The organism is Pseudonocardia sp. (assembly GCF_050250275.1).
GTDB lineage: Bacteria > Actinomycetota > Actinomycetes > Mycobacteriales > Pseudonocardiaceae > Pseudonocardia.
In genome coordinates this window covers 140,283-156,704 of record NZ_JBFWOY010000008.1, presented here as the reverse complement: position 1 = coordinate 156,704, position 16,422 = coordinate 140,283, and the positions used below count along the sequence as shown (strand labels likewise).

Below are 16,422 nucleotides of genomic sequence, written 5' to 3'. Positions count from 1 at the left end.
TGCCCGAAGGACACACCCCCGATGCGCTCGACCCCCCTCGCCGGTCACCGGCGCCGTTCCGGCGTCACCTTCGACGCGTCGTCGCGCAGCCAGCTCCACGACGCCTGGACGTCGCAGTGACCGTCCCACCCCTGGCCCGGTACCTCGGTCGCCGCGTCCTGCTGGCGGCCGGGGTGCTGTGGGCCACGTTCACGGTCTCGTTCGTGGTGCTCCACCTGCTGCCGGGCGACCCGGTGGCGACGATGGCGAGCGGCGGCCTGGAAGGTGAACCGGTCGGCCCGGCGCAGCTCGCCGAGCTGAGTGCCCGCTACGGGCTCGACGAGCCGTTCGCCGTGCAGTACCTGCACCGTCTCGGCGCGGCGCTGACCGGCGACTTCGGCACGTCGATCCAGAACGGCCAGGGCGTCGCGGCGGCGGTGACGCAGGCCCTGCCGCCGACGCTGGAGATCGCGGTGCTCGGCCTCGGGTTCGCGATCGTGTTCGGTGGCGCGCTGGCCCTGGTCGCCACGTACACGCGGCAGCGGTGGCTGCGGCAGCTCCTGCTCGCGCTGCCGTCGCTCGCGGTGTCGCTGCCGGTGTTCTGGGTCGGGCTGATGCTCGTGCAGATCGTGGCGTTCGGCTGGCGGCTGCTGCCGTCGGGTGGCGTCGCCGGTACGGGCTCGGCCATCCTGCCCGCGGTCACCCTCGGCATCGCGGCGGGCGCGCTCGTCGCCCAGGTGCTGGCCAAGAGCCTGACCCAGGCGCTCGACCAGCCCTACACGACGACCGCCCGGGCCAAGGGTGCCGACCCGGTCGCCGTCCACCTGCGCCACGCGCTGCCCAACGCGGCCGTGCCGGCGCTGACGGTGCTCGGCTTCGTCTCCGGCAACCTGCTCGCGGGCACGGTTGTCGTCGAGACGGTGTTCACCCGGCCCGGCCTGGGCCGGCTCACCGTCACCGCGGTGGGCGCCCAGGACATCCCGCTGGTGCAGGGGATCGTCGTGTTCGCCGCCCTGGTGTTCGTCCTGGTCAACCTGGCTGTCGACCTGGTCCACCCACTGCTCGACCCGAGGATCGCGACGGGGGTGCGCGCGTGAGCGAACTGCTCGTGCGGGAGGCGGCGGGGGCCGGGGCGCCGCCCGCACCGGCCCGCCCGTCAAGGGTCGGCCCCGGCCGGTTCCTGCTGCGCCGCCCCGGCCTCGCCGTGTCCGTGCTGATCGTGCTGACCGTGCTGGTGGCCGCGTTCGCGCCGCAGCTGCTCGCGCCGGGCGACCCGTCGGTGGGTGTCCCCGCGCACAAGCTGCGCCCGCCGGGGCCGGGGCACTGGTTCGGCACCGACCACCTCGGCCGCGACATCTGGACCCGCGTCGTGCACGGGGCGGCGCTGTCGTTGCAGGCCACGGTGATCGCCGTGGCGGTCGCGCTCGTCGCCGGGGGGCTGGTCGGGCTGCTGGCCGGGTTCGTCCGGGGCTGGGTCGACGAGGCACTCATGCGCGTCGTCGACGTCCTGATGGCGATCCCGGCGATCCTGCTGTCGCTGGCGCTGATCACCGCGCTCGGCTACGGGACGGTCAACGTCGCGATCGCGGTCGGCGTCGCGAGCGTCGCCGGCTTCGCCCGCGTCATGCGGACGGAGACGCTGCGCATCCGGCAGTCGGTGTACGTGGAGGCGGCGCGGGCCGTCGGGACCCGGTGGTACGTGACGCTGCGCCGCCACGTCCTGCCCAACGCCGCCGGACCCGTCGCCGTGCTCGCCGTCCTGGAGTTCGGCATGGCGATCCTCGCGATCTCGTCGCTGAGCTTCCTCGGCTTCGGCGCGCCCCCGCCCGCCCCGGAGTGGGGGTCGCTGATCGCGGAGGGCCGCAACTACCTCGCGACGTCGTGGTGGCTGTGCGCCATGCCCGGCCTGACGATCGCGGCGACCGTGCTGTCGGTCAACCGCGTCTCCCGGGCCCTCGACGGCGAGTGGGCGGCGGCCCGGTGACCGGCCCGTTGCTGAGGATCCGAGACCTCGAGGTCGCCTACCGGACCGGCGGGATCGACCTGCCCGCGCTGCGCGGGGTGTCGCTCGACGTCGCGCCCGGCGAGGTCGTCGCCGTCGTCGGCGAGTCGGGCTCCGGCAAGTCCACCCTCGCCCACGCCGTCGTCGGGCTGTTGCCGCCCAACGCCTCCGTCGGCGCCGGGAGCGTCACACTCGGTGGCGACGAGCTGCTCGGGCGCTCGGAGCGGACCATGCGCCCGATCCGGGGCGCCCGCATCGGGCTCGTCCCGCAGGACCCGACGGTCTCGCTCAACCCCGTGCAGCGTGTCGGAGGCCAGGTGGCCGAAGCGCTGCGCGTGCACGGCCTGGCCGGCCGCCGCAGTGCCCGCCTCGCCGCGATCGACCTGCTCGAACGCGCCGGGCTGCCCGACCCGCACGTGCGGGCGCGGCAGTACCCGCACGAGCTGTCGGGCGGTATGCGCCAGCGCGTGCTGATCGCCATCGCGATCGCCGCCGGGCCGGAGCTGCTCATCGCCGACGAGCCCACGAGTGCGCTCGACGCGACCGTCCAGAAACGGATCCTGGACCACGTCGAGGACCTGACCCGCGAGTCGGGCACCGCGGTCCTGCTGGTCACCCACGACCTCGGGGTGGCCGCCGACCGGGCCGACCGGATCGTGGTCATGTCCGGTGGGCGGCTCGTCGAGCAGGGCCCGACGGCTGCGGTCCTCGCCGCGCCGACCGACCCGTACACCCGGTCGCTGCTCGCCGCCGCGCCGGGCCTCGCCGCCGCCTCCGCGCCGCCGACGCCCGCGCGAACCGTCGGGCCCGCCCGCCGCGGGCCCACCGCCACCCCGCCGCTGGTGTCGGTCCGCGGCCTGGTGAAGGACTTCCCGCTGCCCCGCTCGGCCGGGCGCGGGGCGGTCCTGCGCGCCGTCGACGACGTCTCCTTCGACCTCGGCCGCGGCGAGACGCTCGCGCTCGTCGGCGAGTCGGGCTCGGGGAAGTCGACGACCGCGCGGCTCGTGCTGCGCCTCGCCGACCCCACCGCGGGCACCGCCAGCTTCGACGGCACCGACGTCACGACGCTGCGGGGAGAGGCGTGGCGTGCGTTGCGGCGCCGGGCCCAGCTCGTCCACCAGAACCCGTACGCCTCCCTCGACCCGCGCTTCACCATCGCCGAGGTCGTCGCGGAGCCGTTGCGCGCCTCCGCGGTCGGCTCCGCCGCCGAGCGCAGGGCCCGGGCCGCCGACCTCGTCGACCGGGTGGCGCTGCCGGGGTCGGTACTCGACCGCAGGCCCGCGGAGCTCTCCGGCGGGCAGCGCCAGCGCGTCGCCATCGCCCGCGCGCTCGCGCTCGAACCCGATCTCGTCGTGTGCCACGAGCCCGTCTCCGCGCTCGACGTGTCGGTGCAGGCCCAGGTCCTCGACCTGCTCGCGGAGCTGCAGACCGAACAGCAGCTCGCCTACCTGTTCATCTCCCACGACCTCGCCGTGGTGCGCCGCGTCGCCCACCGCGTCGGGGTCATGCGCGACGGGAAGCTCCTGGAGCTCGCACCCACCGAGGAGCTGTTCGCCTCGCCGCGCGCGGACTGCACACGTGAGCTGCTGGCCGCCGTCGCCGGCACCCGGGACCGGAGGGCGGGCCTCGCCCGATGACCGTCGCGCGGCCGGTGCTGGACCACCCGCGCCGCCCCGCCAGCGGGGCGCAACCGGTGCCGGACCGGGCCGGGTGCGCTCATCGGGCCGCCGGGGTCCGCACGGCCATGAACGTCGTGTGCCGACGCAGCCGGAACCCGATCGACAGGTAGAGCCGGATCGCGTTCTCGTTCGAGGCGGCCGCGTGCATCAACGGGATCTCGCCGCGCTCCCGGATGCCGTGGCCGACGGCCCGGACCAGCCGGGTCGCGAGGCCCTGCCCGCGGTGGTCGGGGTGGGTGCAGACCGCGCTGATCTCGGTCCATCCCGGCGGGTGCAGCCGTTCACCCGCCATGGCGACGAGCGCGCCGCCGCGTCGGATGCCCAGGTAGGTGCCCAGCTCCACCGTTCGAGCCGCGAACGGTCCCGGCTCGGTCAGCGCCACCAGCGCGAGCATCTCGTCGACGTCGGCGGCCCCGAGCCGGACGGCCTCGCCGTCGGGCGCGGTGACGAGCCCGTCGCCGACGAGCTGGACACCCGGGCCCGTCTCGAGCACCTGCCAGCCGAGCGGGACCTCGTCGGGCGCCCGGCCGAACAGGGCGAGCACGGCACCCGGCCCGGCGAGGGAGGCGAGGTCGGCCCAGTCGGCCGGGCCCGCCGCGTCCGGCAGCGCCGCGAACACCGACACGTCGGGCCGGTAGCGCAGCGCCGTCCCGTGCTCCTGCGCGAACCGGCGGTGCGGGCCGCTCAGCGAGGCGAAGGGGGCGTTGTCGAGCACCTGTTCCGCGGCGGGGTCCGCCGCGGGTCCGGGTCGTACGTCGGACGGGATCGTCGTCCCGCTCCTGCCAGGGGCCGCAGCCGTGCGCGCTCTCACGTGTCGCTCAACGACAGGCCCGGGGTGTTGATTTCCGAGGTGGGGATCGCATCGTTGCGCTCACGGTCACCCGGCCGGGTCCGCGGGCGCGGTCAGTACATGACCGCACCCGCCGAGACGTTGACGTCCTCGCCCGTGATGCCGGCCCCGGCGTCGGAGGCGAGGAACGCGCACGCCGCGGCCACCTCGTCGGCGGTGACGGCGCGGCGCATCGGCGAGATCGCCGTGAACGCCAGGCGGGCCTGCTCCTCGGAGACGCCGTCGCGGTCGGCGTTGCGCCGCACGAGGGTGTCGAGCCGCTCGCTGTCGACCGGGCCGGGGCAGACGCAGTTGGCCCGCACCCCCGACGGGCCGAGCTCGGTGGCCAGCGTGCGGACCAGCCCGATCAGTCCCAGCTTCGACGCCGCGTACGGCCCGCGACCGGCCATCGGGCGCTTGCCCGTCATCGACCCGACGGCGATCAGCGCCCCGGACCGGCGCTGTGTCAGCCCGGGCAGGAACGGGCGGAACGTCAGGAACACGCCGTCGAGGTTGGTCGCCAGGCAGTCGCGCCACTGCGCAGCGGTGACCTCGTGCAGCGGCGCGACCGGCCCCGGGACCCCCGCGTTCGCGACGACGGTGTGCACCACCCCGAGCCCGTCCGCGGCGGCCGCCACCGCGGCGACCGAGTCCTCGTCGGTCACCTCGCAGGCGACCGCCTCGACGGTGGCGCCGAGCGTGCGCAGCTCGTCGACGGTGGCGTCGAGCCGGCCGACTTCCCGCGCGGTCACGACGACCGCGAAACCGCTGCGCGCCAGGGCTCGGGCGGTGGCCCGGCCGATCCCGCCCGAGGCGCCGGTGACGACGGCGACGCGGTCAGCCACCGCTGTCGCGCAGGTGCGCGCTGAACGGGACGTAGGTGAACCCGAACGGGGTCGGGCTCGGCTCGCGGCGCAGCACGTGCAGGCACGCCGGGCAGCGCGCGACCAGGCACCAGCCCCGCAGGTCGAGCATCGGGTAGCCCTCGACGCCGTCGCCGCCGCACTCCGGGCACGTCTCGTGCAGCGGTGTCCGGGTCACCGACAGCGTCGGTTCCTCGGGCCGGCCGAACAGCATGGTCATCGCGTTCCCTCCCGTGCCGCGGCGGTGGCGGCCTCGTCGACCGCGAGCTCCTGCGGCGCCGTGGCCGGGTCCCCGGTGACGACGACACCGTAGTCGCGGCGCGCCCCGTCGACGGTGACGAAGCCGTCGCGGACGTCGCGCAGCACCGCGGCCGGGTCGCGCCGCAGCGGATCGCCCCAGCCGCCCGCGCCCGGGGTGCGGACGCGGACCATCGTGCCGGGGGTCGCGTCGATGTCGGACAGGCCGTTCACCCACGTCCCGGACTCGCGGTCGGTGGGGGAGTGCTCGTCGTCGAAGTACCCGCCGAGCGGCCGGAGCTGCGGAGTGTCGCCGTTGCCCGCGAGCCACACCCGCGCCACGTCCGTGCCGGGTGGCGGGTCGTCGGGGCGGCCGACCCACGCCGCGCCCGGGCGCCCGGGGTGCGCGCCGTCGGACCCCCACGGCAGCACCCGCAGGTGCAGCAGCAGCGGGTAGACGTCGGCGCGCGAGACGACCATCCGGTCGTAGACGACCGCCGCGCCGCCGCGGTGCTCGCCCGGGCCGCCCGAGTCGGCCGCGAACTCCTTGCGCAGCACCATGACCGGGTGGTCCTCCTCGATGGCCTCCGCGGACATCTCCATGAGGTTCTGCTGGCTCATCGACACGAAGTTCTCACCGTCGCCCTCGGCCGAGGCGCCGAACCCGCCGAGCGCGAACAGCGGCGCCACGAACAGCCGCCGGCCCGCCGCGTCGGGGTCGTCGACGACCGCCGGGATCGACTGCGTCGCCGCCGCCAGCTGCTCGGCCACCGCCGGTGGCATCCCGCGCCGCGGCCCCGCCGGCCCGGTCCCGACCGAACCGGTGATCAGCAGTCCCATGTTCGTGCCGTAGTGCCCACCGAACCCGGCCTCGGCCGGGGCGCCCGACAGGAACGCCTTGGTCACCGCGTTGAACACGGCCTCGGCCGCGTCGAAGTACATCGTCGTCGCGGCGGGCGGGCGGGCACTGACGAACGTCCCCTCCGGGATCACCACGCTCACGCAGCGGAACGCCCCGGAGTTGTTCGGGTTGTCGGGGTCGCACAGGAACTTCACCGCGGTGAACACACCGTTGATGGCGTCGAACACCGAGCAGTTGACCGAGGACGCCGCTTCCCGGCTCGTCCCGCTGAAGTCGACCTCCACCTCGTCGCCGCGCTTGCGCACCGTCGTGCGGATGACGTACGGCTCGTCGTTGTAGGCGTCGGCGTCGATGCCGTCCTCGCCGACGAAGTCGCCGTCGGGCAGCGCCCGCAGACCGTCGCGGGTCGAGCGGTCGGCGTAGTCGAGTGTGTAGGCCATCGCCTCGTGCAGCGTCTCGACCCCGTGCTGCTCGGCCAGCGCCAGCAGCCGCTGCTCGGCGAACGAGGCCGCGCTGTGCAGCGCCTGCAGGTCGGCCAGCATGTTCTGGGGCAGCCGGGAGTTGTCGAAGTACAGGTTGAAGCCCGGGACGAACGGCTTGTCGTCGCGGTACACCTGCACCCCGGAGATGACGACGCCCTCCTCGAACACGCTGCGCTTGCGCACCGAGTAGCCGCCCGCGGTCACCCCGCCCATGTCGACGAGGTGCGCCTTCACCGCGACCCCGCCGATCATCTCGTCGCCGACGAACACCGGCCGGAAGAACCCGTTGTCGTAGACGTGGTTGCCGCCCTTGAACGGGTTGTTGTAGGCGATGAGGTCGCCGGGGCGCAGGTTCTCGGCGCCGTACTCCCACACCAGGTTGCGCACCATGTAGGGCATGACGCCGGAGAAGTGGGCGAGGCTCTCGTTCATGGCGACGATGTCGAGGTCCAGCCGCGGTGGCGCGATCGGGCCGACGAGGGTCACGCAGAAGTCGAACGCGTCCCGGATGATGGGGGAGAAGCTGGACCGCAGGATGATCCGGCCCGCCTGGCGGACCGTCGCGTAGAAGGCGTTGCGGACGATCTCCAGCTCGACCGCATCGCTCGTGTGCTCGCTCATCGCGTCGCCTCCCAGGTGATCACCAGATGCCCCGACGGGCGGACCTCGGCGGTGTCGCCGTCGTCGAGGACCGTCGTGGCCGTCGGCTGCACGACGAGCGCCGGGCCGGCGACCCGCGCCCCCGCGCCCAATGTGGACCGTTGGACGATCGGTGTGTCGCGCCACGCCCCGTCACGGAAGATCCGCGCCGTAGCGGTGGGTGCGGCGGCCCCGCCGCCGCCCAGGGCGGGCGGATCGGGGGTGCCGAGCGCGACCGTCGCCGTCACCCGCGCCATCGTGGCCTTCACGTCGGCGTGTGCCACCGCATAACCCCAGGTCCGGCGGTGGGTGTCGTCGAAGTTGGTGCGCAGCAGAGCCATCGCGGGCGCGTCGAGCTCCCCCTCGGGCACCGGGACGCCCGGGGTCTCCCACGTCTGTCCCTGGTAGCGGCCGTCGAGCCAGCGCGTCACCTCGACGTCCTCGCGTTCGCCCAGGGTGCGGCGGGCGTCGTCGGACAGCCGGGCGTAGGCGTCGTCGAGCGCGCCCGCGGGCAGCGAGCCGAGCTCCTTCACCACCGGTTCGCCGACGTCGCAGCGCAGGTCGGCGAGCGCCAGCCCGTAGGCCGACTCCTCGCCCGGCTGCGGCGGCACCACCACCGACTCGCACCCCAGGGCCCGCCCGATCCGCGCCCCGAACACCGGGCCCGCCGAGCCGTAGACGTAGAGCGCGAACCGGCGCGGGTCGACACCGTTGTAGACCGACACCTCCCGCGCGGCCTCGACCATCGCCGCCGTCGCCACGTCGACGATCCCTTGCGCGACAGCCGGTGCGTCCAGACCCAGCGCCTCGCCGAGCGGGGCGACCGCGGCCGCCGCGGCGTCGGTGTCGAACGTCGCCGCCCCGCCCATGAACTGCGCCGGGGCCAGCACGCCCAGCACCGCGAGCGCGTCGGTCACCGTCGCGTCGGTGCCGCCGCGCCCGTAGCAGGCCGGGCCCGGGTCGGCGCCCGCGCTGTGCGGGCCCACCCGCAGCGCGCCCCGCGCGTCGACCCACGCCACCGAGCCGCCACCCGTGCCGATGCTGTGCACGTCCAGCGCCGGCAGGGCGATCACGACGTCGTGCTCCAGCTCCAGCTCCGTGGTCACCACCGGGGTCCCGTCGGCCACGATCGCGCAGTCGGCGCTGGTGCCGCCGATGTCGAGGGTGATCAGGTTGCCCGCCCCGATGCGCCCGCCGCCGCGCTGCGAGGAGATCACCCCGCCCGACGGGCCCGACTGCAGCGTGTACGCGGGGCGGTCGCGCGCCGTGGTCGCCGGCAGCACGCCGCCGTTGGACTGCATCAGCATCAGCGGGCCGCCGTAGCCCATCGCGGCCAGGCGCTGCTGCGCGCGGTCCAGGTAGCGCTGCACCAGCGGGCCGACGTAGGTGTTCACCGCCGCCGTCGAGAAGCGCGGGTACTCCTTGAAGCACGGGTGCACGCCCGTCGAGGTCCAGCACGGCAGGCCGGGTGCGACGTCGGCGACGATCCGGGCGGCCTGGCGTTCGTGCTTGTCGTCGGCGTAGGCGTTGACGAAGCACACCACGATCGCCTCGACGCCCTGCTCGACGAGGAACCGCACCTCGTGCTCGAGCCCGGCCTCGTCGAGCGGCACGACCTCGCGGCCGTCGCGGTCGATGCGCCCCTGCACCGTGCGCCGCAGGTGCCGCGGCGCGAACGGTCGCCGGGCGTCGCCGAACTCGCGCTGCCAGCGCGGGTTGAACTGGTCGCTGCCCGGTCGCTGGCCCCGGCCCATCGCGAGCACGTCGCGGAAGCCGTCGGTGGTGATCACCCCGATCCGGCAGCCGGTGCGCGTGAGCACCGCGTTGAGGCCGACGGTGCAGCCGTGCAGCACGAGGGAGATGTCCTCCATCGGGATGCCGAGCGCCTCGACACCGGCGACGAACCCGTCGGACTGGTCCGCGGGCGTCGTCGGGACCTTGCAGGTCCGCACCTCGCCGGTGTCCTCGTTCACCGCGACGCAGTCGGTGAACGTGCCGCCGACGTCGATCCCGATCCGGTACATGCCCGACCTCCCCGGTGACGCCCGCCCCGCTGCGGCGCGTCCGACCCCCACATCGTCGCGGCGGCGTGTGACCGGCGCCATGGACACAGGTCCAAACCAGGCGGCGATTGCTGTGTCCGCGACGTAACCGTCACGGCTCCCGGGTGGCGTCCTGGATCGCGCGGACCATGACCGCCACCCGCAGCTCGAAGACGTCGTCGCCACGCTGGGGATCCAGACCCGTCAGCTCCGCGACGCGACGCAGCCGGTAACCCACGGTGTGCGGGTGCACGTGCAGCGCCCGCGCGGCCGCACCGGTCGACCCGCCCGCGCCCAGCCACGCCCGCAGCGTCGCCACCAGCTCCGTCGACCGTTGCGCGTCGTGGTGCTCCAGCGGGCCCAGCCGCCGGTCGGCGAGGCGGCTCAGCCCCTCGGGCGTGCCCGTCTCCAGCAGCAGCGTCGCGACCCCGAGTTCCTCGATGTCGACGACCCGCGACCCCGCCAGCGCCGCCGCCGTGCGCAGCACCCGCCACGCCGCGGGGTAGTCGGCGGTGGCCTCCACGGCCCGCCCGACCACGGCCGCCGCACCGATCCTGCGCAGCGCCGTGACGACACCGGCCCGGTCGGCGTCCGGAACGAGCGCGACCGACGCTCCCGAGTCCTCACCGACGAGCGCGCCGGTGCCCAGCGTCCGCCGCACCGCGGCGGCGCTGTCGCCCGCGACCAGGACCACCGTGTGCGGCCGGCTCAGGTCGTGGCCCAGCGCGCGGGCCCGGTCGCGCAGGTCGACGTCGCGGCCCGCTCCCGTCACCAGGTCGACCGCGAGGTCGCGGGTGAGCCGCAGCGCGGTGTCGACGGCGTGGTCGCGCTTGTGCAGCTCCAACGCCACCAGCGGCGCGAAGCGCTCGATCACCGACCGGGCCAGGGGAGGGGCGTCGGAACCGGTGTCGGCGGCGCGCAGCACCCACAGCCGGGCGACGATCTCGTGGGCGACCGCCAGTGGGAGCACCCAGGCCTGGACACCGGGGCCGTCGATGCGGACCGCGGCCCCCTCCTCCGACCGCGCCCCCACACCGGCCGCGCTGTCGAGGCCCGGGCCGTCGCCCGCCTGGGCGAGCACCGACCCGTCGGCGCCCACCAGCACGACCCGCGCCGCGAGCGCCTCGCCCAGCGCGGCGAGCACCCCGTCCAGACCCGCGTCGTCGAGCAGCAGCCGCACCAGCCGCCGGTCCTGCGCCTCGGCCCACTCCCGTTGCGCCCGTTCGTGGTGCAGGCTCGCGACGGCCGTCGTCAGCTCGTCGTTGGTCTTCTCCAGCTCGGCGATCGTCGCCCGCTGCACGTCCTTGACCCGCGAGGCCCGCAGCACCGTCGCCACGTACTCGGCCATCAGCTCGGCCAGCGCGATCTCCGAACCGGTGAACCGGTGCGCGATCCGCGAGTAGCCGACCAGCACACCCGGGCACTCGTCACCGGCCTCGAGCGGAACGGCCAGGATCGTGCGGATCCCCTCCCGGTCGGCGGCCTCGCGCCACGGCCCGCCCAGGCCGGTGGCATCGGAGAGCACCACCGTCCGCCGCTCCCGCACCGCCTGGGCCGCGGGCACGTCGAACGCCGCGCCCGTCGGGTGGACCAGCAGGGGCCGCAGCGTGTCGAGGTCGTGGCGGTAGGTCTCGGTCAAGCCGTGCGACGCCCGCGCGACCAGCCGCTGCCCGTCCTCGTCGAGCAGCAGCACCGCGCACGAGTCGGCCCCGGTCAGGGCGCAGGTGTGGCGCGCGACGCGGCGCAGCAGCGTCGCCGGGGACTCGTCGGTGTTGAGGGCCCGCAGCACGTCGGCGGCGGCCTGCAGCCACTCGGTCCGGGAACCGTCCGGGTCGGCCACCGCCACCTCCGCGTCGTCGCGTCCTGTCGCGTCGTACCGCGGATTCTCCACGACGACGCGGCCGGCAGGCTCAGAGATCGAGGACGAGACGGGCGGACGCGGCCCGGGAGACACAGATCATCATCACCTCGCCCGCGGCCCGTTCCCCGTCGTCCAGGACGGAGTCGCGGTGCTCGGGGACGCCGTCGAGCACCGAGGTCTCGCACGTGCCGCACACTCCCTCGCGGCACGACGAGGCGACGACCACCCCGCCCACGGCCTCCACCGCGTCGAGGACCGACCGGCCCGGTGCGACGGTGACGGTGACGCCGGAGGCCCGGCACTCCACCTCGAACGCGGAGTCCGCCCCGTCGTCGGTGCCGGTGCGGGGGGTGAACCGCTCGGTGTGGACGGTCCCGGTGGGCCACCGGCCGGTGTGTGCGGCGACGGCGCTGAGCAGGCCCTCGGGCCCGCAGCAGTAGAGCAGGGTCCCCGGGGCGGCGCCGCCGAGGATCGTGGGGAGGTCGAGGAGGCCCTCCTCGTCCTGCGGGCGCAGCACCACGCGCGCGCCGTGGGCTGCCGCCAGCTGCTCGGCGAACGCCATCGTCGCGCGGCTGCGGCCGCCGTAGTGCAGGGTCCACGGCACGCCCGCGCGCTCGGCGGCGGCGAGCATCGGCAGGATCGGGGTGATCCCGATCCCGCCGGCGACGAACAGGTACCGCGGGGCGGGCCGCAGCCGGAAGTGGTTGCGGGGCCCGCGCAGCCGCACCCGGTCCCCGGCGGCGAGCTCGTGGACCCGGCGCGACCCGCCACGGCTCCCGGGCGCCCGGAGGACCGCGAACCGCCAGGTACGCAGGTCGTCGGGGGCACCGCAGAGCGAGTACTGCCGGACCAGGCCGGGACCCAGCACCACGTCGGTGTGCGCCCCCGCGGTCCACGCCGGCAGGAGCCCACCGCCCGCGGCGCGCACGGTCACGGCGACGGTGTCGTCGGCGACCCGGTCGACGCCGACGACGACCGCGTCGATGTCCTGCTCGCGTTCGGGTCCGGACCCCGGCGGGGCGAGGGGTGCCGCCGTGTCCTGGCGGGCCGTCACGGCCGGCCGGGCGCGACGACCCCGGCAGCGGCCGAGGGATGGATCATCACGGGAGCTCCTGTGCGCGACGGTCAGTGGCGGGGGCGCTCGTCGACGACCCGGCGTGCCTTGAACGTGGTCTCGGGCAGGGTGCCGGGTTCGAGGAGCTCGACGGGGACCTTGATGTTCACCGCGAGCCGCAGCGCGCTCTCCGCGCGGCGGACCAGCTCGAGGCGTCGGGTGCGGGCCGCGTCGGGGGAGAGGCCGGCGAGGGTGGTCGCGGTGTGGTGGGCGAGCTCGGTGTGCACGCTGATCTCGTCGAGCGCGCCGGGGCGCCGCACCCGGATCTGGAACTCCGGGCCGAGCTCGTCGAGGGTGCGCAGCGCGGTCTCGACCGCGGACGGGAAGATGTTCGCGCCGCGCACGACGAGCATGTCGTCGAGCCTGCCGAGGACGCCCTCGGGCATCCGGGGGTAGGTCCGCCCGCACGGGCACGGCTCGTCGTCGAGGTAGGTCTCGTCGCCCGGCGCGAAGCGGATCATCGGCTGGGACTCGCGCCACAGGTGGGTGTAGACGACCGCGCCGCGCTGGCCGACGGGCACCGGGGTGTTCAGGTCGCCCGCGCCGACGACCTCGACGTGCACCTCGTCGGTGATCAGGTGGGTGCCGGTGCCCGCGGTGCAGCCCACGCTGGTCTGGAACGGGTACATCTCCGAGGTCGAGCCGGCGTCGACCGCGGTGGCGCCCCAGCCCTCCTCGATGATCCGGCGGGTCCCGGGCAACGAGCCGCCGGGCTCACCGCCCACCAGCAGCGTGCGGACGGTGCTGTTGCGCAGGTCGATGCCCAGCTTCTCGGCCACCGACAGCAGGTGGATGCAGTAGGACGGGGTGGCGGTGAACACCGTCGAGCCGAGCCGGGTGATCAGCTCCAGATGCTTCTCGGAGTCGGTGACCCCCAGCGGGAAGACGGTCGCCCCGATGCGTTCCAGGCCCTGCAGGACACCCCAGCCGCCGAAGAAGAGCCCGAAGGGGAAACCGACCTGCGCCACGTCGTCGGGACGGATGCCCGCGCACCACTGGGCCATGGCGTGCACGTCCGCGGCGCGGTCCCAGTCCGCCCGGGAGACGGCGTACATCGTGGGCGTGCCGGACGTGCCGGACGAGCCGTGGATGCGCGCGATCCCCGACGAGCCGTCGGCCGCGGTGAAGTCCCTGGTGTAGCTGCCGAACGGGGGGTGTTCGACCTGGTCGGCGACCAGCATCTTCTTGGTGATGACGGGGACCTCGGTGGTGAAGTCCTCGAGGGTCCGCACCTGGTCGGGGTGGAACCCGTGCGCGTCGTAGTGCCGGCGGTAGAACGGCAGCTCGGCATAGGCGTAGCGCAGCTGGTGCTGCAGGCGCTCCAGGATCACCGCCTCCCGCGCGCGGGGGTCGCGGGTCTCGCGCTCCTCGTCCCAGAAACGGGGGAAGCCGCGGTCGTCCCGGGCGGCGGCGCGCGGCTCCGTGGCGCTGGTCATGGGAGCCCTCTCGTTCTCGTCTCGTGGGTGGGGAGCGGACCGTCAGCCGGGGCGGCTGACCAGGCCCTGGGCCTCGGCCACGTCCCAGTAGGAGTGCAGGCCGCGCACGTGCTGACCACCGTCGACGGGGATGAAGTGCCCGGTGACCCGTTGGGCGGCGGGCGACATCAGGAACATCGCGACGTCGGCGATGTCGGAGGCCTCCTGGTGCCGCGGGGGGCTGACCAGGGTGCGGTCGAGGAACTCCTGGCCGATCCGGCCGACCGTGAAGCCCGCGCCGAGCGGGGTGTTGACGGTGCCGGGCCCGATCGCGTTGACCCGGATCCCGTGCCGCCCCAGCTCACCCGCGCTGACCTGGGTGAACTGCATGACGCCGGCCTTGGCTGCGCAGTAGTGGCCCAGCCCGTCGGTGGCGGCGACGGCGTTGAGCGAGGAGATGTTGACGATGGTGCCACCCGCACCCGCCTCGACGGCCTGCCGGGCGAAGGCCTGGGTGCACAGGAAGGTCCCCTTGAGCAGGGTGTCGACGATCAGGTCCCACTCCTCCTCGGAGGTGTCCTGGATCAGCGACAGCGACGCCGTCCCGGCGTTGTTCACCAGGTGGTGCACGGTGCCGTAGCGCTCGGCCGCGACCCGGAAGGCCTCCTCGACGTCGGCGCGGACGCACACCGATCCCGCCACGAAGGTCAGCCGGTCGCCGCCGGCGAGCTCGGCCGCGGCGGCCTCGGCGTTCTCCGGCGAGATCTCCAGCACCACGACGTTGGTGCCCTTGTCGAGCAGGGCTGCGGTGATGGCCTTGCCGATCCCGCTGCCGCCGCCGGTGACGAGCGCCGTGCGGCCGGCGAAGACGTTCTCCTCGGACATGGTGGTTCCTCCTCGAACTGCTTGTGGGACGGTGCCGGTCGGGGGCGCCGTCTGCGGGGGGCGGGGGCGGTCCCGGACGGGGACGCGACGGGAGCGCCGCGCCCCGCGGGGCGCGGTCGTCGACCGGGGGAGCGCGTCCGGGCCGGCGGGCGCGCTCCCCCGGTCGACGGGGCGCCGCCGACCGGGGCCGCAGGCCGTGTGCCGCGGCCGGGCCGGTGCGGCGACGCCGGTCGTCGGTCGGGCCTCAGCCCTTGCCGAGCGCGACGTCGGCGAGGCGCTTGCGGCGGGCCAGGTTCTCCCGCGGGGTGAACGGCGGGGTGACGTAGCGGGCGAAGAGCTCCAGCGAGCGGTTCCACTTGTCGGTGGTGACCCAGTCCCTGGCGTTGATCAGGAAGGTGCCGAAGCCGCCGGTGCCCTCCTCGAGCTGCTTGATCTGGCGGATGCAGTCGTCGGGGCTGCCGATGATCCAGGGGATCTCCTCGGCCATCCACTCGAAGGTGAGATCGGCGTCGGCCATCGTCTCGTCCTTCTTCATGAGCGCACCCAGGCCGAGCCCCAGCAGGTACTCGTAGGAGCGCTTGACGCCCTCCCGGATCTCGTTCATGGCCTGGTTCTTGCTGTCGGAGACGTAGACCTCGCGGCTGATCCGCCAGTTCTGTCGCGCGACGGCGGGGTCGAGACCGGCCTCCTCGGCGGCGGTGGTGAGCGCCCTGCCGTGGGCCTGCAGGTCGGGCGCGTGCGGGTAGCCGAGGTTGTCGGTCGGGGCGAAGTACACCGACAGCGCCTTCCAGCCCTTCGAGCCGCAGCGCGCGTAGTTGTGCGTGCCCGTGAGGCCGGCGATGGAGAACGGCGGGACGTCCTGGTACGGCCCGACCTGCAGCTGCCGGTTCTCGTACTTCCAGTAGACGCCCTCGTAGTTGACGGGCTCCTCGGACGTCAGCAGCTCCCAGATGATCTCGAGCGCCTCGTTCGTGCGCGGGGCGGCCTCCGAGCGGTCGAGACCGAACAGCGCCTGGTCGGTCGGCAGCCCGCCGCCGCCGAAGCCGTACTCGAGCCGGCCGTGGGTGAGGTGGTCGAGGAACGCGAGCCGCTCCGCCACCTGGAACGGGTCCTGGTACGGCAGGTTGACGACGCCGGTGCCGAGCCGGATCCGGCTGGTCAGGCCGGCGGCCTTGGCGATCATGAACTCGGGCACGGGGACGTTCTCGAAGCCGCCCGTGTGGTGCTCACCGATCCAGTACTCGGAGAACCCGAGCTTCTCGGCCAGCACGATGTCGTCGATGTCCCGGTCGTAGGACAGCGTCCAGTTCTCGATCGGGGGGTGCTCGGGCATGGTGAACAAGCCGAACCGCATTGGTCGGGACCTCCTGGCCGCAGTCATCCGGCGTCGGCGGGGAGCGTTGCCAAACGCAGGGTCATTTATTGACGGGCACACAGTGACCGGCTTCACCGCTCGTGTCAAGTGGCCTCGCTACTACCTGCTGGACGGTGCGGTTGGTGGCCCCCGCCCAGCACGTAGGGTATTTGATAACT

General features: G+C 74.4%; 13 protein-coding genes. 3 read left to right on the top strand and 10 right to left on the bottom strand.

From position 1 onward, the window contains the following. Nucleotides 1–116 precede the first annotated feature (116 nt). From AB7F12_RS10375 to AB7F12_RS10365, 3 genes are read left to right on the top strand one after another with little or no spacing between them, the layout of a single operon-like run. Nucleotides 117–1,076: an ABC transporter permease gene (locus AB7F12_RS10375; RefSeq protein ID WP_428499783.1), complete on the top strand. Its 960-nt coding sequence runs from the start codon at nucleotides 117–119 to the stop codon at nucleotides 1,074–1,076. After that, nucleotides 1,073–1,963, top strand: a complete 891-nt coding sequence (locus tag AB7F12_RS10370) for an ABC transporter permease (RefSeq protein WP_428499784.1) — start codon at nucleotides 1,073–1,075, stop codon at nucleotides 1,961–1,963. Before AB7F12_RS10375 ends, AB7F12_RS10370 begins: the two co-directional genes overlap by 4 nt. Next, complete coding sequence (locus tag AB7F12_RS10365; RefSeq protein WP_428517906.1) at nucleotides 1,960–3,618, top strand: dipeptide ABC transporter ATP-binding protein; 1,659 nt, start codon at nucleotides 1,960–1,962, stop codon at nucleotides 3,616–3,618. The genes AB7F12_RS10370 and AB7F12_RS10365 overlap by 4 nt, the downstream gene beginning before the upstream one ends. Nucleotides 3,619–3,697: 79 nt before the next feature. On the opposite strand, the gene AB7F12_RS10360 is transcribed toward AB7F12_RS10365, so the two are convergent. The 10 genes from AB7F12_RS10360 to AB7F12_RS10315 all read right to left on the bottom strand — a co-directional run bounded on the left by AB7F12_RS10360 (nucleotide 3,698) and on the right by AB7F12_RS10315 (nucleotide 16,243). Beyond that, nucleotides 3,698–4,375, bottom strand: coding sequence for a GNAT family N-acetyltransferase (locus AB7F12_RS10360; protein WP_428499786.1), 678 nt, complete (start codon nucleotides 4,373–4,375; stop codon nucleotides 3,698–3,700). A gap of 188 nt (nucleotides 4,376–4,563) precedes the next feature. Continuing rightward, a complete protein-coding gene (locus AB7F12_RS10355; RefSeq protein WP_428499787.1) occupies nucleotides 4,564–5,334 on the bottom strand; it encodes an SDR family NAD(P)-dependent oxidoreductase in 771 nt (256 codons plus the stop codon). Continuing rightward, a complete protein-coding gene (locus AB7F12_RS10350; protein ID WP_428499788.1) occupies nucleotides 5,327–5,572 on the bottom strand; it encodes a hypothetical protein in 246 nt (81 codons plus the stop codon). The genes AB7F12_RS10355 and AB7F12_RS10350 overlap by 8 nt, the downstream gene beginning before the upstream one ends. Further along, on the bottom strand, nucleotides 5,569–7,554 hold the full coding sequence (locus AB7F12_RS10345) for a hydantoinase B/oxoprolinase family protein (RefSeq protein ID WP_428499789.1): 1,986 nt from the start codon (nucleotides 7,552–7,554) through the stop codon (nucleotides 5,569–5,571). The genes AB7F12_RS10350 and AB7F12_RS10345 overlap by 4 nt, the downstream gene beginning before the upstream one ends. After that, nucleotides 7,551–9,596: a hydantoinase/oxoprolinase family protein gene (locus AB7F12_RS10340; RefSeq protein WP_428499790.1), complete on the bottom strand. Its 2,046-nt coding sequence runs from the start codon at nucleotides 9,594–9,596 to the stop codon at nucleotides 7,551–7,553. Before AB7F12_RS10340 ends, AB7F12_RS10345 begins: the two co-directional genes overlap by 4 nt. Nucleotides 9,597–9,726: 130 nt before the next feature. After that, nucleotides 9,727–11,454, bottom strand: coding sequence for a helix-turn-helix domain-containing protein (locus AB7F12_RS10335; protein WP_428499791.1), 1,728 nt, complete (start codon nucleotides 11,452–11,454; stop codon nucleotides 9,727–9,729). A 70-nt stretch (nucleotides 11,455–11,524) separates the two neighbouring features. Further along, nucleotides 11,525–12,529 carry a PDR/VanB family oxidoreductase gene (locus tag AB7F12_RS10330; RefSeq protein WP_428499792.1) on the bottom strand — a complete coding sequence of 335 codons (1,005 nt, stop codon included), beginning with the start codon at nucleotides 12,527–12,529 and terminating at the stop codon, nucleotides 11,525–11,527. 71 nt (nucleotides 12,530–12,600) lie between these two features. Then, nucleotides 12,601–14,025, bottom strand: a complete 1,425-nt coding sequence (locus tag AB7F12_RS10325; protein WP_428499793.1) for a phenylacetate--CoA ligase family protein — start codon at nucleotides 14,023–14,025, stop codon at nucleotides 12,601–12,603. Nucleotides 14,026–14,067: 42 nt separating this feature from the next. Beyond that, entirely contained in the window at nucleotides 14,068–14,889 is an 822-nt protein-coding gene (locus AB7F12_RS10320) for an SDR family NAD(P)-dependent oxidoreductase (protein ID WP_428499794.1), read from the bottom strand. A gap of 244 nt (nucleotides 14,890–15,133) precedes the next feature. Next, nucleotides 15,134–16,243 carry an LLM class flavin-dependent oxidoreductase gene (locus AB7F12_RS10315; protein WP_428517904.1) on the bottom strand — a complete coding sequence of 370 codons (1,110 nt, stop codon included), beginning with the start codon at nucleotides 16,241–16,243 and terminating at the stop codon, nucleotides 15,134–15,136. Nucleotides 16,244–16,422 lie beyond the last annotated feature (179 nt).